General features: G+C 31.5%; 14 protein-coding genes and 1 pseudogene. All 15 read right to left on the reverse strand.

All coding sequences use genetic code 11. The features are described from left to right. Positions 1 to 62: 62 nt before the first annotated feature. Complete coding sequence (locus FQB35_RS13920) at positions 63 to 1637, reverse strand: DUF3794 and LysM peptidoglycan-binding domain-containing protein (protein WP_148810450.1); 1575 nt, start codon at positions 1635 to 1637, stop codon at positions 63 to 65. 152 nt (positions 1638 to 1789) lie between these two features. After that, on the reverse strand, positions 1790 to 2782 hold the full coding sequence (gene argF, locus FQB35_RS13925) for an ornithine carbamoyltransferase (protein WP_148810451.1): 993 nt from the start codon (positions 2780 to 2782) through the stop codon (positions 1790 to 1792). Positions 2783 to 2801: 19 nt separating this feature from the next. Further along, complete coding sequence (gene argH / locus FQB35_RS13930) at positions 2802 to 4178, reverse strand: argininosuccinate lyase (protein ID WP_148810452.1); 1377 nt, start codon at positions 4176 to 4178, stop codon at positions 2802 to 2804. Then, entirely contained in the window at positions 4175 to 5401 is a 1227-nt protein-coding gene (locus tag FQB35_RS13935) for an argininosuccinate synthase (RefSeq protein ID WP_148810453.1), read from the reverse strand. The genes argH and FQB35_RS13935 overlap by 4 nt, the downstream gene beginning before the upstream one ends. A 263-nt stretch (positions 5402 to 5664) precedes the next feature. Beyond that, a complete protein-coding gene (locus FQB35_RS13940; RefSeq protein WP_168198361.1) occupies positions 5665 to 7683 on the reverse strand; it encodes a methyl-accepting chemotaxis protein in 2019 nt (672 codons plus the stop codon). 120 nt (positions 7684 to 7803) lie between these two features. Beyond that, complete coding sequence (gene arcA / locus FQB35_RS13945; protein ID WP_148810455.1) at positions 7804 to 9033, reverse strand: arginine deiminase; 1230 nt, start codon at positions 9031 to 9033, stop codon at positions 7804 to 7806. A gap of 149 nt (positions 9034 to 9182) precedes the next feature. Beyond that, positions 9183 to 9449 (reverse strand): Veg family protein, encoded by a 267-nt coding sequence (locus FQB35_RS13950; RefSeq protein WP_148810456.1) that lies wholly within the window; start codon positions 9447 to 9449, stop codon positions 9183 to 9185. 180 nt (positions 9450 to 9629) lie between these two features. Continuing rightward, positions 9630 to 11066, reverse strand: a complete 1437-nt coding sequence (gene spoIID, locus FQB35_RS13955; RefSeq protein ID WP_231701808.1) for a stage II sporulation protein D — start codon at positions 11064 to 11066, stop codon at positions 9630 to 9632. A 66-nt stretch (positions 11067 to 11132) separates the two neighbouring features. Further along, positions 11133 to 11312, reverse strand: a pseudogene (locus FQB35_RS13960) (sporulation peptidase YabG); the annotation flags it as partial. A gap of 68 nt (positions 11313 to 11380) precedes the next feature. Then, positions 11381 to 12121, reverse strand: coding sequence for a YkgJ family cysteine cluster protein (locus tag FQB35_RS13965; protein WP_148810458.1), 741 nt, complete (start codon positions 12119 to 12121; stop codon positions 11381 to 11383). Positions 12122 to 12236: 115 nt separating this feature from the next. Continuing rightward, positions 12237 to 13415, reverse strand: a complete 1179-nt coding sequence (locus FQB35_RS13970) for an acetyl-CoA C-acetyltransferase (RefSeq protein WP_148810459.1) — start codon at positions 13413 to 13415, stop codon at positions 12237 to 12239. A gap of 551 nt (positions 13416 to 13966) precedes the next feature. Continuing rightward, complete coding sequence (locus FQB35_RS13975; RefSeq protein WP_148810460.1) at positions 13967 to 15418, reverse strand: recombinase family protein; 1452 nt, start codon at positions 15416 to 15418, stop codon at positions 13967 to 13969. A gap of 117 nt (positions 15419 to 15535) precedes the next feature. Then, positions 15536 to 16243 carry a sporulation peptidase YabG gene (yabG, locus tag FQB35_RS13980; protein WP_148810461.1) on the reverse strand — a complete coding sequence of 236 codons (708 nt, stop codon included), beginning with the start codon at positions 16241 to 16243 and terminating at the stop codon, positions 15536 to 15538. Positions 16244 to 16446: 203 nt separating this feature from the next. After that, positions 16447 to 19542 (reverse strand): efflux RND transporter permease subunit, encoded by a 3096-nt coding sequence (locus FQB35_RS13985; RefSeq protein WP_148810462.1) that lies wholly within the window; start codon positions 19540 to 19542, stop codon positions 16447 to 16449. Next, positions 19542 to 20717 (reverse strand): efflux RND transporter periplasmic adaptor subunit, encoded by a 1176-nt coding sequence (locus FQB35_RS13990; protein WP_168198362.1) that lies wholly within the window; start codon positions 20715 to 20717, stop codon positions 19542 to 19544. Before FQB35_RS13990 ends, FQB35_RS13985 begins: the two co-directional genes overlap by 1 nt. Between the last annotated feature and the right edge of the window lies 1 nt (position 20718).

Consider the following 20718-nt stretch of genomic DNA (forward strand, 5'->3'; position numbering starts at 1 on the left):
TACTATACAATCGTATACAATATATTTTTTACAAAAAAAAGTCCGTGAAGCTCACGGACTTTTTAAATCTTATATTTAAATGTTTTTTGAATAATAATCTGATCTCCTGGTATAATCCTTTCTGGATTTTCTATATTATTTGTCTTTATCAAATCATCTACAGTTGTATGATATCTTTTTGCAATTTTCCAAAGTGTATCTCCTGGCTGTACATAATATATTGTAATACTTGGTCGTTTGCTTAAATCCACCATTTCATCTAATTCTTCCGCATCTACTAAAACGTCTATCTCTAGTTTTTTGCTTACAATACAACTAGCACCTATGTTTACCTTAAGCTCTATTTGTTCAGGATTTATTAAGCTGTAATCTACATCATTGATATGTATGTCAACTTCTGTTTGCATTCCTTCTCTTGCTCCATCCACCTCAACAAAATGTCTAAATGGTATTTCCTGGCGGAAACTATGTGCTGATTGGTCCTTATCTTGGGATATATATAATACATCCGCTTCAATAATCCCTTCAATAATATTTTTATCTTCAACCATGCTCACTTCTGTAATTATAGGGTTTGTATTTATACTAAACACCTTAAAAATTTCTGGATAATTAGAAGGAAGATCTAACATTTCCTTTACTACCATATTAGAAGCATTTTTTCCTACTGTTTGGTTAAAGACTACTTTCTTTTTATCGATCTTTAACTTTTTACTTGGCGAATAAGCATCTACCACAACTTCTTTTTCCTCTATATCATTTACAATTGCATCAATTTTTACCATTGCTTCTACTTCAAATATTTTCCTATCTCCATCTATATTTTCTTTCACATCTGTATATACTTCATCTACTTTTAATTTTACCTTACTGTCCATATCTTTCATAGCCCCTGTAACTTCTACAAAATGGGTAAAAGGAATCTCATGTTTTAATAAAAATAAAGAATTTCTATCATCATCTGCTACATAAAGAGTATTTACCTTTACAACACCACCAACAATAACCTTTCCATCTGTTACCTGCTTTTCTTTTTCTACTGCAAAAGCATCACATTTTAATATTTCAGCAATTTCCGGCATATTTTCATCTATTTCAAAATTCTCTCGTACAATTGTTTCTGAATGATTATTTCCTATCCTATCATTATAATAAACTGTATTTTTTAGAATCTGCAAATCTTCTAATCCTTCTACCCCTCTTAGTACTTCCATTTTTGATGTAGCTATACTCTTTCCTGTAAGATTTAGAACAGTTTTTATAGATATTTTTCTTTCATTTATTACACTAAAATCAATATGTTCTATTTCTGCCACTACATCCATATCCATATTAGGCTGTGTTTCTGGTATATCAATTTTTTGGCTAAAGCCTGCACTAGCATTCATACTATAGATTGGATAATCTCCTGCTTCTGAAGCATAAAGGATTTTAAAATTAACTACACCATCTACAACGATTTTATCAGCAACTGCTTCTTTTCCTGTGATATTTATATTTCCATCTACAGACAATATTCTAGAAATATCAGGCTTAACATCTGGTACAAGTATCTCCCCCTCTACAAGTGCCTGGGTATCCCCTTCTCCTATGACCTGATCTATCTTCAGTAAATCTCTCATTAACTCAACGGCCATTCCTTTTTCCTCCCCCTTTTTTCATCTTCTATTTCTTACTATAATAATATTTGTTAAGTACAAAAATATGTACTTTTTTTCTTAGCCAAGCTAATTTATCTTTATATATTTATGCAAAAAAACAGAAAAAAAGACCTAGAATTTTCTAGATCTTATGACATCGTAGCAACCATTATAGCCTTTATTGTATGAAGTCTATTTTCAGCTTCATCAAATACTACAGAATACTTACTTTGAAATACTTCATCCGTAACTTCCATTTCTTTTAACCCATATTTTTCATAAATCTCTTTTCCAACCTTTGTTTCTAAATCATGAAATGCTGGCAGGCAATGCATAAAAATTACATCTGGATTATTAGTCTTAAGTATCATATCCATATTTACTTGATAAGGAAGTAATTTTTTTATTCTTTCTTCGAATTGGTCTTCTTCTCCCATTGATACCCATACGTCTGTATAAATTACATCTGCATTTTTTACTTCTTCTATGTCTTCTGTTAATGTAATAGTAGCTTTTGTTTCTTTTGCTATTTCTTTCATCTCTTTTACTAAAGCTTCCTCTGGAAACAGTTCTTTTGGTGCTAACGCAACAAAATCCATTCCCATTTTTGCAGCACCAATCATAAGCGAATTCCCCATATTATTCCTTGCGTCTCCTACATATACAAATTTTACTTTATGCAAAGGCTTATTTACATGCTCAATAACTGTTAAGAAATCTGCTAGTATTTGTGTTGGATGATACATGTCTGTAAGTCCGTTCCATACAGGCACTCCTGAATAGGTAGCTAAAGCTTCTACCGTTTCTTGTTTAAATCCTCTAAACTGAATTCCATCATATATTCTGCCTAATACTTTTGCCGTATCCTTTATAGATTCTTTTTTTCCTATATGACTGTCATTCACTCCTAAAAAGGTAACCCCAGCACCTTCATCCATTGCTGCAACCTCAAAAGAACATCTTGTTCTAGTAGATGATTTTTCAAATAATAATACTACATTTTTTCCTTCTAATAGTTTTTCTTTTCCACCGACTCTTTTTTTCTTTTTTAAATCGATAGATAAATCTAATAGATACTTTATTTCTTGTGGTGTAAAGTCCTTTAAGGTAAGAAAGCTTCTCCCCTTTAAATTTATTCCCATACTACACCTCCTTATAAAATCATAATTTATCAACAAATTCTTTTGCTTTATCAATCATTCTTTCAACACTTGCTTTAGCAGTAGATCCCTGTGATACTTTTGATGCAATACAATTTTCTATCTTTATTACATCTAATATATCTTCTGTAAATATAGAAGAAAAATTTTTAAATTCTTCTATTGTCAAATCATCTATACTTTTCCCTTTTTGAATACAATAAAGTACCATCTTTCCTACTACTTCATGGGCACTTCTAAAAGGAAGTCCTTTTTTTACAAGATAATCTGCTACATCCGTAGCGTTCATAAAACCTTCTTTCGTTGCTTTTCTCATACTATCCTTATTAATAGTCATTGTTTTTAGCATTTCATTAAATATTTCAAGACAAGCTTTTACATTTTCAACAGTATCAAATAGTGGAGGTTTATCTTCCTGCATATCTTTATTATATGCAAGAGGTAATGCTTTCATAATTGTAAATAAATTAATAAGGTTTCCATAAACCCTTCCTGTTTTTCCACGAATTAGCTCTGCAACATCAGGGTTTTTCTTTTGAGGCATAATACTACTTCCTGTACTATATGAATCATCCATTTCAACAAAATTAAATTCCTTGGAATTCCACAAAATCACTTCTTCACAAAAACGGCTTAAATGCATCATAATCATAGCAGAAGCATTCACAAATTCTATAACAAAATCTCTATCACTTACTGCATCTAAAGAATTTTCACAGATTGAAAAAAATCCTAATTCTTCTCTTAAAAATTCTCTATCTGTATTATAAGTAGTTCCTGCTAAAGCACCTGCACCTAATGGCATAATATTTAAACGTTTATAACAATCATCAAGCCTATCGTAATCTCTTTGAAACATTTGAAAATATGCCATCATATGATAGCCTAAGGTAATTGGCTGCGCCCTTTGAAGATGGGTATAGCCTGGCATAACAGTATCAATATGCTCTTTTGCAATCTCTATAAGAGAACCTAATAAATTCTTTAGGCTTTGCTTAATATTAATGATTTCATCACGAAGATAAAGTCTTATATCTACTGCTACTTGGTCATTTCTACTCCTTGCTGTATGCAGCTTTTTGCCTACTTCACCAATTCTATCTGTAAGAAGCTTTTCTATATTCATGTGAATATCTTCAAGTTCTATTTGAAAGGATATTTTCCCAGCTTCAATATCTGCTAATATTTCTTTTAATCCTTCTATAATCTTTTTAGATTCTTCTTTTGTAATGATACTTGATTTTGCAAGCATTTTAGCATGAGCAATACTGCCCATGATATCATGCTTATATAGCTTTTGATCAAATGTAATGGAAGCATTAAATTCGTCTACAAAAGATGCTGTACTTTTTTCAAAACGTCCTCCCCACAGCTTCATATTACTTCTTTCTCCTCTTTTATTTTTTTCTCATTCATAATGGCACGAATGGTTAACGGCAATGCAAATAGATTGATAAAGCCTTCCGCATCCTTTTGATTGTAGACATCATCTTCTCCAAAGGTAACGAATTCTTCATTATATAAGGAGTAAGGTGAAACAGATGCAACCGCCACGCAATTTCCCTTATAAAGTTTCATTTTTACTTTTCCTGTCACACATTCTTGAGTATGGTCTACAAATTTAGAAAGAGCTTCTCTTAAAGGTGTATACCATAACCCGTCATAAACAAGTTGAGCATATTTTTCTGCAACTATTTTCTTAAAGCTTAATGTATCTCTATCTAATGTTAATTTTTCTAAAGCTTTATGTGCTTTAAAAAGTACTGTACCTCCTGGGGTTTCATAAATACCACGAGATTTCATTCCAACCAATCTATTCTCAATAATATCAATAGTTCCAACCCCATTCTCACCTGCAATTTTATTTAGGATTGTAAGCATTGTTACTGGATCATATTTTTCACCATTTATTTTAACGGGTATTCCCTTTTCAAATTCTATCTCTATATACGTCGGTTCATCTGGAGCATCCTGTGGTGCTACACTCATCATGTATATACTTTCATCATGCTCATTCCATGGATTTTCAAGATTTCCTCCTTCATGACTAATATGCCATATATTTTGATCACGACTGTATATTTTATTTTTTGTAACTGTAATTGGAATATTATGTTTTTGTGCATAATCAATACAATCTTCTCTTGATTTTAGACTCCATATTCTCCAAGGAGCAATAATCTTCAAACGAGGATTAAGTGCTTTAATAGTAGCCTCAAAACGTACCTGATCGTTTCCTTTTCCAGTAGCACCATGAGCAATTGCTACTGCTCCTTCTTTTTCTGCAATTTCTACTAATTTTTTTGCAATCAATGGTCTAGCAAAAGATGTCCCTAATAAATAATCATCTTCATATACAGCACCTGCTTTTAAAGTTGGATAAATATACTCTGTAATGAATTCTTCTACTACATCAACAGCATATGCATCAACAGCTCCAGTAGCAAGAGCTTTCTTTTTTACTTCTTCAAAATCATCTTCCTGCCCAACATTCACACATACTGCAATAACATCATAACCATAAGTTTCTTTTAACCATGTAAGTATAACAGAGGTATCTAATCCTCCAGAATATGCCAATACCACTTTTTCTTTTTTCATATTAAAATCCCCCTTCAATGTTTTATTACTAAATCCATTATAAACAAAATTTTATAATTATGCAACATATTTATTCATATTTATTAATAAATATTCATAGGGATAAAAAATACATTAAGAACCTTCAATGTTTGAAGATAGTGAGTTTTGAATGTTTAGTATTTTTTAATGAAATGAAGTTTAGCTTTTTCAAAAATTATAGTAGATAACAAAAATAGCATAAGCCTCACCTTTTAAAGGTAAAACTTATGCTAAACTTTCTATTATATATTGAATCTATCTATTTGATTATTTAATTTTACTGCCAATTCATTTAAATTCTCCGCTGCCCTTGCTACTTCTTCAACAGCCATAGATTGCTGCTGCATAGAAGCACTAACCTGCTCTGATGCTGCTGCTGTTTCTTCTGATACAGCAGATATATTTTCAATAGCCTCTACAAGCTCATCCTTATCCTTGTTAAGCTCCTTTACATATTCGCTTATACTTTCTATTTTTCCTGTAATATTATCTATAGACTTCGCTATTTTCATAAAAGAACTACTAACCTCTCCAACTGCATAGGATTGCTCTTCAGATCTTTCCTTTACTTCTTTCATAATCTGAACTGTATTATTACTATCATTTTGAATATCTATAATAATTCCTTTTATCTCATCTGCTGCTTCTCTAGATCCTTCTGCAAGCTTTCTTATTTCATCAGCAACAACCGCAAAACCTCTGCCTGTCTCTCCTGCTCTTGCAGCTTCTATTGATGCATTTAGTGCAAGTAAGTTTGTCTGCTCTGCTATGGAAGCAATTGTGTCTAATATACCTCCTATATGCTTTGTTTTCTTATCTAATTCTATAATAGCTCCTTCAATCTTTCTAGTCGACTCATCATTCTCATGCGTCTTATCCTTTAGATCTTCAATAACCTTAACACCCTCTAGGTTTGCTTCTATTACTTCATTAGCAGAAACCAGCATATCTTCCGTATTATTCGTAAGTTCAATAAATTTATCTGCAAGCTTTGATGTAAGGACAGCTCCTTTTTCTGCCTCTCCAGCTTGCTCCGTTGCTCCCTTAGCAATTTCCTCAACTGTTCTTGATACTTCTTCAGCTGATGCACTAGTTTCTTCTGAAGTTGCTGCTAAATTTTCTGCAGATGCAGTAACCTCTTTCGAAACATTTTTTACATTTTTAACAAGTTTTCCTATCTCATCAATCATTATGTTAAAGTTTTCTCCTAGTCTTCCTATCTCATCATTAGATTTTATTTTAGAAAGTACTGTAAGATCTCCTTCTTTTATTCTTTCCATATCTTCAACAAGTACTTTTATATGTTTTGTTAATCCCCTAGAGAAGATATATGCAATCAATAGAGCAATTAATAAAGAAATTCCTCCAATTATTAATATATTTCTAAGCAATACCTTTGTATCCTCTTTAATTTCACTAACATACATTGTTGTAAAAATAGTCCATCCTAGTCTATCTATCTTTGTAAACACAACAAATTTCTTTTCTGTTTTTCCATTTTCTTTTGTTTCAAAATCTGCATATCCTTCTTTCTTTTCCTTAATAGCTTTGTTTATTGCTTCAATTTCTACCGGTTTTCCTATTAAATCTTTATTTTTATTGGTCATAATAATTAAATTTTTATCTAAAATAACAGGATAACTATTCTTTCCTATCTTAATTGTATTTATTTTTTTTGCCATATCCTCTAATAAAATATCAACAGCAATAACTCCAACAAATTCATTGTTATTAAAAGTATTGTATACAGGCTTAGCTACTGTAATAATTAATTCTCCTGTAGAAGCATCTTTATAAGGTTGTGTCCATATCAACCCATCTTTGCTTACAGCTTCTTTATACCAAGGTCTCTGAGTAGGATCATATCCTTCTGGAAGTTCATCTTCTGGATACATTAACATACCCTTATTTTTCATTCCTATATAAATAGACATTGCATCCTTATGTGCTTTTATATAACTTTCAAAAATTTTTTTCAGCATCCATTCAGCTGAATCCTTATTAGATAAAACTTGTTGTACATTTGCTTCATAAGACATTTGATCGACACTTTCTTCAATTCCCTTAAACTTGTTATCGATAGCCTGCTTTGTTTCATTAATTAGTTGGAATGATGACTGCTTTAAATTTTCTTCTATTATTTGTGTAGCTTCTTTATGGGTACTCATTCCTAATGCAAATAAAGGAATAGCTATTAATAAAATAAATGCTAATGTAAGCTTTGTCCCTATACCCATTTTTATATTTGCACTTTTTTTCATCCTATACCTCCTACATTGTTTTTTTATTAACTTCGACATATTTCACCAATATCCTCCTATTTTCTTATAAATATAAAAAATCCGCAGAAACAATAATTCCTACGGACTTTTTAACAATAATCATAAAGTTTCTCTAAACAATGGCATACTCATGCACCTTGGACCTCCACGACCTCTTACCAATTCTGAACCTTCTATTTCTATAACCTCTATGCCATGTTTTCTTAATGTATCATTTGATGCTTCGTTTCTATCATATGTAATCACAACTCCGGGTGCGATAGCAAGGGTATTGGTGCTATCATTCCATTGTTCTCTAGCAGCAGTTACTTCATCTCCTCCACCACTTTGAATAAAGACTACAGCAGGTAAATTTAAAGCTTTTTTTAAGGTAGTCTTTAAATCATTCATAGGTTCAACCTTCGGACAAGTTTTAGCAGGTGTTATACGAAATGCTCTTAATCGATCCTCTACTCCTGGATATATGGTGAATTTATCATAATCTACCATTGTAAACACTGTATCTAAGTGCATATATGCTCTTGTGAATGGAATCTGTATAGCTATAACTTCCTTAATTTTTTCATCCTTTTGAAATAAATTCATTGAAAGGTCCTCTATACCTCTAGCAGATGTTCTCTCACTACAGCCAATGGCAATAACATTTTCTGCAAGGATTAATATATCCCCTCCTTCTATAGGATATTTATAGTTGTAATCATACAATAATGGCGTGTGTTCTTTTTTAAAAATAGGATGAAAATCATATAAGTATTTTAAAATCATTGTTTCTCTTTTTCTAGCATTAGTGCGCATAGCATGAATGCTTAATCCATTTCCTATAACAGCCCCTGGATCTCTCGTAAAATATAAATTCGGCAAAGGATTTACATAAAAAGGATATGCTTCTTTTATATAATCAGCCAATCGTTTTTTTCTTTTTACATTAGGAAAATCCTTTTTATGAAGTCCGGCTATTAAAATCTCTGCAACTTCTTTTGCAGACTTTTCAATCAAAAAATCCTTAATCAATTTTTCTAATTGGTCATTACCCATGCCACATTTTTCTACAACTTCACTGATTAACCGCTTCTTTACTTCTTTATTTTTCATAATATCTTCTAGCATTTCTTCGTAGTAATAAACAACACAGCCTCTCCCTCTTAGTTTATCTGCAAATCCATCATGCTCCTTTTGCATCTTTTTTAACCATGGAATATCATCAAAAAGCAATTCATGCAGATACTGAGGTGTCAATCTCTCTAGCTCTTTTCCTGGGCGATGAAGCATAACAGCTCTCAATTTTCCAATCTCTGATCTAACATTTAGAAAAGGGATTTTTTCTATCATCCTTTCACCTTCCTGTTTTCTAAATTTTCAAAACATCCTCCATCTATAATATCCTATTTCTTTCAATCAAATATTCTTCATGTTATTTTTAAAGATAAACAATATCAACGTAAAAAAAAACCGCTTAGTATAAACTATGCGGTTATCTATTAACTAGCTTGAATTTTCTTTTCATTATTGCATAAAGTAATTTCAACTGTTTCTGTAAGTATATCCGAATAACTATAAGAAACTCTCCTTACAGAATCATATCCTCCATCAATACATACTACAAAAATGTTCGGATATGTTTCTTCAATGATCCCTTCCTTTACGGAAATTTTCTTTCTTCCTTTATTCGCCTTTAATCTAACTTTTTCTCCAACCAGGTGCTCCACATCTCTTTTGATTTTATCTAAATCATTCTTTTTAGCCACCCAATCACCTTCTTTCAAAGAATACAGTATTATAATATCATACCCCTCGATATTTGTCAAATACTTGACCTATTATTATACAATGGATAAATTATATTGTCAACAATTCTCTAGAATTTAACAAGGAAAACATTTTCACAAAATTACTTCTTCAGAAAAATAGAAGAACATTTTGTTCTTCTATCCATATCTGTAATACTTCATTAACCCCTTTGCAATAGCCTCTGCTACTCTATACTGAAACTTCTCATCTCTCAGTTTTTTTTCTTCCTCTAAATTCGTAATAAATGCAGTTTCAATCTGTAAAACACTGCATCTTACTTCTCTAAGAAGATAAAAATCTGCAGTTTTAACACCTCTTCGAATAGTACCTAACTCCTCCCACAATTCTTCTAAAATAAAACCAGCTAATATTTCACCTTCCCGATCTCCTCTATAATGATAAATTTCACTTCCTGATATATTGGGATTTGCAAAAGAATTTTGATGAATACTTAAGAAAAAATGTGGTCTTACTTTATTAGCAAGATCTGCTCTTTTACTCAAAGGAACATAAACGTCTTCCGTTCTTGTTTCGTATACTTCTGCACCTGCATCTCGAAGTAATTTTGCTAATTTCAAAGATATAGATAAGTTTACATCTTTCTCCCTTAAACCTGTTGGTCCCACTACATCTTCAGTATTATCTCCCCCATGCCCCGGATCAAGTACTATTATTTTGCCCGTTAAAGGCTTATTTATACTAGGTCTATCAAATTCTTTAATCTGTACCCCTGTAAAATAATATTTTAAAATTTCTTCAGCACTTTTCCCCTCTAGTGCCATACGATTCGCACCATACTGACAAAGCCCTAAACCGTCACCTTGTCCCTGCATTTCAATCTGAAAAACAATAGGCTTCCATCCAAATCTTGTTGAACTTAACCCTAAAAGTTTCATAATTTCTGTTCCTTTTAATTGTTTTCCCCCAATTTTTATACTAACAACTCTTCCTTCTTCATCTCTTTTTATATCTTCTATAAGCCCCTCAATAGATGGTCCTTTAAAAGGAGAGGCCTTTATTGTTCCTATATTTAATTTTTTTTCTATTTCTTCTAGGGACAACTGAAGGGAACTGTTATAATATGGAGAGTTTCTGCAATAATCACATAACACCTTTCTTAGATATAAAGTTTTATTTCCTTCTACATTTTCTGAATTCTCCGTAGCTCCTCCACATGTAGAATGAAACCGAGGATTTATTGGTTTATTGTTTATTGTAATAATTTTTTCTTTTGTATCAGCTGTAATTTTTTCTATCTTCTCCCAATTTTTTTTAAAATCTTCCCCCCATTTTTCCTTCAGTTCTTCTATGGTAATTATTTTTGTACAATGTCCCTCTGTACATAAATCTACATCCTTATATTTTGAACATCCATCTCCCCCGAAGGTCTTCATTTTTCTTATAATAAAAGTTCTTGCAATAATCGCCTGAGCTTTTAATGCTTCTATTTCAAATGATATAGGGATTTGGGATGCAACCATTCTTTTTATTAACTCCGTCATAGGCTCTGAAATTATTTTCTGACGAATATGATCATATATTTTTACGTAAACTACTACCTTCCTATCATTCACCTTTTTCCCTCCTTTAACAAGAACAAAGGCATTGTTCTTTTCTGTTTAAGTGCTTTTATTTCCTAATTATTGATAGGGTGACTTAGGGAGTCCTAATCTATATTTTCCTCTAGTCTGTAATCCCCCTACCCCTTGAATTCCAGTAATTGTATTTTCAAGAATCTCTTCCATAGGTATAAATTTATCTACACCCGTATAAGCAATTTTTTCACATATAAACACAGGGTCTAAACAATGGATTAGTATGGAGTAGAGAAAATAGAACAAAAAAATAGATGTTGATACACTCAAATTCAACATCTAAACATTTTCTATTATACAACAATCTTTTGTTTTCCTATTATATTAGAAAGGGTCTTGCTGTCCCCTTCTTCTAGGTATTCTTTCATAACTTGAATCCTTAAATTTCCTGCTTCCTCCATATCAAAAGCTGTATAGACAAACCAAGAAACAAGTCCTGTTCCTATAAAATCTTCTGTAATCAACCCCCTCATAAAGAAAGCAGATTCCATTGTAAATATACTATCAATCATGTTTTGTCTTCGAACTCTATCAATCCTTTTATCTACTTCAAAGTTTCTACAATAATCGATTTTATAATGTAGTACTTCTTTAGGCAACAAAATTTTATATTTGTTTTTAAACAGCTTCATATTTTGAATATTTTGTCTTAAAACATTTTTATAGCTTTCTTCATATTCTTCCTCTTCTACATGACCAAAAAGTCTACAAACAAGGGGTCTATATTGGTAAATACTGCACAATCCTTCCTTATCTAAAAATGGACAATGCTCCTTTTTTACCATCTCCAAAAAATAATATCGAATAATCTTAGGATATAATTCTTCATATAATCTTCTATTGCTTCTTAAATAATCAAATATATTCAGAAACTCAACAAAATGTGTTTGTACAGATTCCATGCAGCATTTTGTACATCCTAAGCATCTTCCTTGTGGAATAGTATTGTATATCCTATATAAATTCTCAAAATAAGTATTACTTTTAGCCGTCTTTATGGCTTTATCTATATTTTTTAAAGTTAATTTTTTCATAAAAAACTCCTTTAATAAATCTTTTTCTTATATTATATCACTACTTTTGAACAAGAATGAGTTCTGAAGGTTAAAAAAGAGGATACCCAAAGTATCCTCTTTTTATTCATAAAATTTATTTTCTTTCAACAATTAATGAAGTTCCCATTCCTCCACCAATGCATAATGTTGCCAAACCACGTTTTGCATCTCTTTTTTGCATCTCATGAAGTAATGTAACTAATATTCTTGCACCACTTGCTCCGATTGGATGACCAAGAGCAATTGCTCCACCGTTTACATTTACTTTTTCCATATCAAAGTTAAGATCTCTTGCTACTGCTATTGACTGTGCTGCAAATGCTTCATTTGCTTCAATTAAATCCATATCTTCTATTTTAAGGTTTGCTTTTTCTAAAGCTTTTTTTGTAGCAGGAACAGGCCCTACTCCCATAATAGAAGGATCAACACCTGCTGTTGCATGGGATACAATTGTTGCTAATGGCTTTATACCTAATTCATCTGCTTTTTCTTTTGACATGATTACAAGGGCTGCTGCACCATCATTGATTCCAGATGCATTTCCTGCTGTTACAGTACCATCTTTTTTGAATGCTGGTCTTAATTTAGCAAGAGCTTCTGCTGTTACACCTTCTCTAATGAATTCATCTTCTTCAAATACAATTGTTCCTCTTTTTGTTTTGATTTCTACAGGAACAATTTCATCTTTAAATCTTCCTTCTTTCTTTGCTTTCTCTGCTTTATTTTGGCTAGCAGCTGCAAATTTATCTTGTTCTTCTCTTGTTAATCCATATTTCTCAGCAACATTTTCAGCTGTAATTCCCATATGATAGTCATTAAATGCATCCCATAGTCCATCTTTAATCATAACATCAACTAATTTTCCATCGCCCATTCTGTGACCCCATCTTGCTTTTTCTATAGCATATGGAGCCATACTCATAACTTCTGTACCCCCAGCAATAACAATATCGTTATCTCCAGTCATAATAGTTTGTGCTGCTAATGATACAGTTCTTAAACCAGAACCACAAATAATGTTAAAAGTAGCTGCTGGAACTTCAACAGGAATACCTGCTTTTACTGAAGCCTGTCTTGCAACCCCTTGCCCTTGTGCTGTTTGTAATACACAACCAAATAGCACTTCATCTACTTGATCAGGTTCTACATTAGCTCTATTTAAAGCTTCTTTTATTACAATTGCTCCTAAATCAGCTGGTTTAAAGCTTGATAAAGATCCTCCATAGTTTCCTATTGCAGTTCTTACTGCACTTGCGATTACTACCTCTCTCATAAATATTCCTCCTTAATTTATATAGAAATTATTTTTTCATATTCACACAACTATAATCAATAGCAAATTTTATGCCAAAATAGTTTCATTCTGTTATTATCCTGTATTTTCAAAGCCTTTATCCATATTTTCTCTAATTCCTCCTTTATAGTTTTGTTTGTTTTTTTGTACATATGTACACATTTCTGTACATATGTGCAATTTTATATACATTTTCATATATTAAAAATAAACAATATCAATGTTTTAAAAAAAGAAATATAAATACACGTGAATGACTTTGATAACTTTTGTAAAAAATTCGCATGTTTCTTTTGCAACTGCTCATATCTATAATGAAAGATCCTCATTTCATTATAGATTCCCGTTACTAAAAAACTTACTAAAATTACATGAAAAAATACGTTAAAAACCTTCATTGTTTGAACAAAAGTGAGTTTTGAAGGTTTAGTATTTTTTCATGGAATGAAGTTTAGTTTTTTCAAAAGTTATCTGGAATGAACGTATATTTATTTTTCTTTTTAAAATTTTTTATCTATAGTTCCCCTTCATTATAACTTAAATGTATACTCTATTATCACTTTCCCATTCTTAAACACTTTAATTTTCTCTATTAATTTATTTATAACCATTCTATCTAAGGATTCCATCATAAATATTTCTTTTACCACTTGCTCACCATATCCTTTTCTTTTTTTCAACCTTTCTATAATTACTTCTTTATTTTCTTCTAATAAACTCTTTTGCCCCTCAATCTCTCTCATTTTTTTTATATACATTTTTTTATCTATTAAATAATCCATCATCATATCTATAAGCCTATCCTTTTTTTGGTTTAATTTTATAATAGATTTTTCTAGCTTTCTAAGCTTTTTTTGCTCATCCCCATTTTTTATTTCTTTTTCTATTTCTTTTAAAAGCATATTCTTACAACAGTTTTCATTAATAATCTTTTTTAATTCACTGCATATAAGTTTTATTAATATTTCTTCTTTAATGTATGCACCATTGCAGTAATCTTTTCCCATTTTATTTACAGTTGCACAAATATACGCATCTCTATTCTTTTTATAATACATCTTACGATTACATTCACCACATACCAAAATCCCAGAAAACAGGTGGGTTTGATTGCCTATTTTTTTCTTTTTATTTTCCTTTAATCTTTTTTGAACTTCTTCAAATATAAGAGGATCTATAATTCCATCATGTGTATTCTTAATTATTATTATCTCTTCTTTATTTTCCTTTCTTTCTCCTGTCAATACATTGACTGTTCTGCTTTTATTTTGAACCAAATCTCCTACATAAAACCTATTTGATAGTATTTTTCGAATGCTACTTTGATGCCAAATTACACCGCTATTTTGTTTGCCTGCTGCTTGACTTGGTGTTGGATATCCATGCTTATTTAATTCTTTTGCAATTTTATAAAGCCCTTTTCCTTCTAAGTACATTGAAAATATTTTTTTTACCACATATGTTGTAATATCCTCTGCAGGAATCATCGTATACTTATCCAGTTTCTTATATCCATAGGGTGGATTGCTGCCATTATAATATCCTCTTTTAGCTCTACATAACTTTCCAAATCGAATCCTTTCGCTCATTTTTTCAGATTCCTTCTGTGCAATAGACAATAACAATGTAAACATAAATTCATCATATTCTTCTGAATCGAATCCATCTTCTATAGTAACAAATCTTATATTTCTAGCTTTAAAGTCTCTAACAAGAATCAAACCTTCTAATGTATTTCTAGCAAAGCGGGAAATGCTCTTTGTAAGCACTATATCAAATTTGCCTTCTTTGCTATCCTCAAGTAATGCTTGCAATCCTTCTCTTTTTTTTATGCTTCTTCCGCTTTCAATATCTTGATAAATTTTATACAAGGTCCATCTCTTATTTTCAATGTACTTTTCAAAGAAATTTTTCTGATGTGCAATACTTGTTTTTTGTGTCTCCATATCTGTAGAGACCCTAACATATACAGCACACCTCAATTTAAAGTCCCCCTATTTATTTTTTTGCCTTTAATATTAATAATTCCCTCAAAACATCCTTTAAAAGCTTTTTTCCCTCAAATTTGTTAACTACAGTAATTTTCTTTTTCATATTCATCACTCCATTAGTACCCTGTAGGGTGAACTCGCAAAATTTGCTCCAGCATTAAGGATTTCTTCATAATGAGATTGACAACCACCAGCAAAAATTACAAGATCATCCATACTAGGCTCATATTTTCTTGCTTGTTTTACAGATTCTATAAAATATTGAGAATTTCTATAATGACTTATCTTCGTAAAATCTTCATAACCCTTTAAAAGCCCGTCATGACCTGTGATGACCAATATATCTGGCATATATGCTTTTAACAATTCTAGCATTGCCTTTGGCTGCTCTGACTCTGCAATTTGTTTTCCAACAACATGAATGTCTAATTGCTTATATACTTTTAAACACTCATCTAAATATTCTCCATCACCATCTAAGTGCAGTACTCTTCCAGATCTTCCAAAAGGTGTTCCTCCTTTTAAAGCTTTTTTTAGCTGCATTTGTTTTATATTATTTTCTTTTCTTTCCTTCATAATTTTCTTTATTATATTATTAATTTTTTTATCAAAGGACCTATGAAAATCATCTATCTTATTTACGGGTATCCTATATAAATCCATTACAGGAGAATCTGCTATAATTCTTAAGTCTACCCCTTTTAACAAAGCTACTTTCTGTTTTTTAAAATTTCTTGTAATATCAATAACTTTAAATAATACATCAAAACCATAAGATCTTCTAGCTACTAAATCTCCTACCCTTACGTTTATCATACATTACGTCCCCCTAGATAGATTCTGCTGTAATACATAATATGTAGCTTATATATTCATGGTGCATAATTACAATAAGAAAAGCAACCCTCTTGAATGGGTTGCTAAAAGTATAGACAAAGTTAAATTATTATTTTTCAATTTATTAATAAAAATAACTTTATTAACAAAGCAACCCTTTTAAATGGGTTGCTTTGTTTAGTCTATTTTGAAGCTAAATAAACAATAAATTTTCTAATTATAGATTTTTCTCCTTCAACTATTAAATATGCACACGGAATAACGTATAACGTAAGCAAAGAAGAAACTAACATACCAAATATTATAGAATAAGCCATAGGTGCCCAAAGTAAGCCTCCTGTAATACCTAGTGGAATCAATGAAATTACCGTAGTAATCATACCAATCATAATAGGTCTTATTCTTGTAGCACAAGCTTCTATAATAGCCTCGCTTAATGTTTCATACTCTTTTTGCAGCAATTTTATATAGTCAAGAAGAACAATACCATTATTTACAACTACTCCCATCAAACTAATAGCTCCAAGAAGTGCCATAAATCCTACAGGATACCCCGTTATTTTTAATCCCCATATAATCCCAATAAAAGAAAGTGGAATAGTTCCCATAATTATAAATGGTTCTCTTAAATCTCCAAACTGCATTACCAATATTAAATAGATAATGGCTACTGCAATAACAGAAGGAATTTTCATGGATTTAAAAGCATCGTTCCTTTCTTCACTTGCTCCACCAAATGCCATTGTATATCCTTTTGGAAGCTTATAATCTTTTAGTACCTCTTCTACTTTTTTCTGAACAGCTTCCGTATTATATCCTTCTTTTACAAACAATCCTACTGTAATAGTTCTTTTTGTATCTCTTCTTATTATCTTATTTATCGCAAATTCATTCTCTATTTTAGCAATTTGTCTTATAGGAATATTCTCTCCTGTTATACTTGATGTGAAAAATATGTTTTCTAATATTTCCTTATTATGCTTGTTTTCATCTGGAATCTTCATAATAACAGGAAGATCATCATCATCAATATACTCTTGCTTTAGCTTTGTCACTTCTAAACCGTTTATAGCCATTCTCACAGTAGCAGCAATATCATAATTACTTAAGCCTACAAGATTCGCTTTTTCTTCATTTACATCTATACGCAGCTTATAAGAATCAAATCCGAATGTATCCTGAACATTTTTTCCTCCAGGAACATCCTCTACTATATTTTTTACATCATTAGCTATTTTTTTAAGAACACTAATATCTTCTCCTGTAATCCTTACCTCTACAGGAAAATCTACAGGCATTGCATTTTCAAGCTTTCTTACATTAATTCTTGCTCCAGGCACCTTACTGTCTAGCAAATTCTGTATATGCTGAATCGCTTCTTGTTTTCCATTTACAATAATCTGCGCCTTATTGCTAGATGCATTATTCGCTACAAAGGTTATATAATACTTCAACGGCCCATCTCCAACCTTCGCCATAAAAGAATCTATTGATTTTTCCTTTAAAAGAACCTCACCTATCTTCTCTACGATTTCTCCTGTTCTTTCTGCAGTACTTCCATCTTTTACATCGACATCTATTACATACTGATCTCTCTCAACAGGAGGGAATAGCTGAACTCCCAGGCTTGGTACTACCATAAGACTCAAAAGTAAAGCAGCTAAAGAAATACCAATAACAAACTTAGGTCTTTTTAATCCTGCTCCTAGGCTCTTTTTATATTTATTAAGAATAATTTTTGAAAATTTATCAATTTTTAGGTATTCTTCCAATTTTTTTAGTAAGTTATTTTTATTTTTTCCTTCTCCCTTTGTTTTCAAAAATGTATACCCTAATGCAGGAACCATTGTAAGAGAAGTAATATATGAACTAAACAGAGCAACAGAAACGAGTATTGGTAAACTCTTTACAAATTTACCAGCCACCCCTTGCATCATAGCCAATGGCAAGAATGAAGCGATACTTGTTAGTGTCGAAGTAAGAATTGCAATCTTTACTTCATTTACTCCTCTCACACAAGCTGTTTCTCTGTCAAAGCCTCTTTCTAAATATAAATACATACTATCATTTGCAACAATACCGTTTGCAACAAGCAAGCTTAAAGAAATAATCAAGGATGCAATAGATACCTGATGCAGCTGCATTCCATTTAATTTCATGTAAACAAAAACACTCATAATTATTAAAGGAATGGAGCTAGATACCACAAGAGCACTTCTTGAACCCATAGCAAGAAGAACTACCAAAACTACAAGAATAATAGCGGATATCAAATTGCTTTCAAAAAGCTTTATAGCATCATTTACATAGTCTGCTTGATCTGTAAACACAGTAAGATGCATACCTTCATAAAGTTCGTCTTTAAAATCCTCTATTATTTTTCTAAGTCTTTTACTAACCTTTACCATATTTTTGCCCTCTGCATATTTAACACCTACAACAAGGGCCTTTTGATTGTTTAAAGTAATAAATACTTCCTTCTTTTCTTCTGTCCTTTGAATATCAGAAACATCCTTTAAGTGGATCGGATTGCCTCTTTCAGATATTCCTATAACTGTATTTTTTAGTTCTTCAACATCTTTATATTCTCCTGATGTTTGAACTGGAACCTTTATATGCCCAATCTCTAAATTTCCTCCTGGAATATTTACATTGTGAGCTTTTATAAGCTTTGCAATAGTGCTTGGTGCAATCTTGTATTGTTCTAGTTTTGTCATATCTAGATTTATGTGAATTTCTTCATGAATTTCTCCATCAATATCTACTGCTTTTACATCTGGATCTTCTTCTAATCTATCCTTTAATTCCTCTGCTACTTCTTTTAAATCCTTATAGCCATATTGATTTGATGTTAAAGCTATAAGAAGCCCATATGTTTCTGTAAAATCTGTAATAACTTCTGGTTCCCAAGCTTGTTCTGGAAGATCTCTTTTTACCTCATCAACGTCATCCTTCAAATCATCCCAGACTTTATCAATTTCCTCATCACTTAAATCTACTAACGTTACCTTGATAACCCCTATACTATCCATTGAAAAGCTTTCTAGTTTTTTAATTTCAGGTATTTCATTAATTTTTTTCTCTAAGGGCTTAACAATCAATTTTTCAATATCCTCAGGACTTGCTCCTGGATAGATACATTTTACTACTGCTTTAGGGGCAACAACATTAGGGTTTTCCTGTCTTTCCATATCTCCGTATATAAAAACCCCTGAAATAAACACGAAGAAACAAATCAACATAACGATACTTCTGTGATTAACACTCCACCTTACCATTATTTGATCGCCTCCACGTTGATTTTATCCTTATCCTTCAACTTAAACTGCCCCTCTATTACAATTTTATCTCCTACTTTTAACCCTTCTTTTACTTCAAGCTTATCTCCTATTATTTCTCCAGGTGTAATTTTTTGTTTACGAACAATGCCTTCTTCTTGTAAATAAACAAATACAACTGCTCCTTCAGGCATATTTATAATAGCATCCACTGGAATAAATACTGCCTTTTTCTCTGATAAAGGAATCGTCACTTTTCCTACCATTCCAGGCTTTAATATATGCTCTTTATTTTCAATACGCACCTTCACTGGAAAAGTTCTTGTTTCTGCATCAGCCAAAGGACTTACTTCACTTACAATTCCTTCTACCTCTTTATCAATTCCATATACATAAACTATAGCCTTTTGCCCTTTTTTGATCTTATTAATACTACTATCAGAAACTCCAACTTCTATTTCTACTTGATCCAATTGTCCTAGCACTATTACAGGATACCCTTGAGCTGCTGTTTCTCCAACCTCAGCTAATTTTTTAAGAACAATCCCGTCTATCGGACTTAAAAGCTTTGTATCATTCAAATTTGATTTTGCAGAATCTCTTGCAGCTTTTGCCTGCTCAAGCTCTATTTTAGTATATGCTTCTGCATCTAAAGCTTCTTGATACGTATTAGTGGCTTCAATATATTTTGTTTCAACTTCATCCATTTTTGCAGTTGATATGGCTCCTTGTTCATAAAGATTTTTCATTCTTTCATAGTTTTTTGAAACCAAGTCTAAATATGCCTTTGCTTGATTTATTTTTGAAGGAATCTGACTTTCCATCTTAAGCTTTGAGGATTTCCATTTTGCTTCAGCTGCTTGCAATTGCAAGATATAATCATAAGTATCTAGCTGCATAAGTATATCATTTTCTTTTACTAAATCCCCTTCTTCAACAAAAATATTTTCTATAATACCTCCTGGAATTTTATATGCAAGCTTAATCGTCTTTGAGGGCTTTATATTCCCACTTAAAACGATTTGGTCAGAATAGCTTTCTGCCTTTATCTCTTGTACCACGACAGGCTTTAACGACTGGGCCATTACCTCTCTGTCTTTTTTAAAGCTACATCCGCTCAAAAAAGACTGTATGCATAGAATCAACACAAATAAAATAATTACTTTTCGTTTCATA

Origin of the sequence: Crassaminicella thermophila (assembly GCF_008152325.1) — a bacterium.
Lineage (GTDB): Bacteria > Bacillota > Clostridia > Peptostreptococcales > Thermotaleaceae > Crassaminicella_A > Crassaminicella_A thermophila.

What these genes read in the sequence shown, in the direction of transcription:
- FQB35_RS13920 (WP_148810450.1), bottom strand. Translation starts at nt 1,637, where the DNA reads ATGGCCGTTGAGTTAATGAGAGATTTACTGAAGATAGATCAGGTCATA.
- argF (WP_148810451.1), bottom strand. Translation starts at nt 2,782, where the DNA reads ATGGGAATAAATTTAAAGGGGAGAAGCTTTCTTACCTTAAAGGACTTT.
- argH (WP_148810452.1), bottom strand. Translation starts at nt 4,178, where the DNA reads ATGAAGCTGTGGGGAGGACGTTTTGAAAAAAGTACAGCATCTTTTGTA.
- FQB35_RS13935 (WP_148810453.1), bottom strand. Translation starts at nt 5,401, where the DNA reads ATGAAAAAAGAAAAAGTGGTATTGGCATATTCTGGAGGATTAGATACC.
- FQB35_RS13940 (WP_168198361.1), bottom strand. Translation starts at nt 7,683, where the DNA reads ATGAAAAAAAGTGCAAATATAAAAATGGGTATAGGGACAAAGCTTACA.
- arcA (WP_148810455.1), bottom strand. Translation starts at nt 9,033, where the DNA reads ATGATAGAAAAAATCCCTTTTCTAAATGTTAGATCAGAGATTGGAAAA.
- FQB35_RS13965 (WP_148810458.1), bottom strand. Translation starts at nt 12,121, where the DNA reads ATGAAAAAATTAACTTTAAAAAATATAGATAAAGCCATAAAGACGGCT.
- FQB35_RS13970 (WP_148810459.1), bottom strand. Translation starts at nt 13,415, where the DNA reads ATGAGAGAGGTAGTAATCGCAAGTGCAGTAAGAACTGCAATAGGAAAC.
- yabG (WP_148810461.1), bottom strand. Translation starts at nt 16,243, where the DNA reads ATGATAAACGTAAGGGTAGGAGATTTAGTAGCTAGAAGATCTTATGGT.
- FQB35_RS13985 (WP_148810462.1), bottom strand. Translation starts at nt 19,542, where the DNA reads ATGGTAAGGTGGAGTGTTAATCACAGAAGTATCGTTATGTTGATTTGT.
- FQB35_RS13990 (WP_168198362.1), bottom strand. Translation starts at nt 20,717, where the DNA reads ATGAAACGAAAAGTAATTATTTTATTTGTGTTGATTCTATGCATACAG.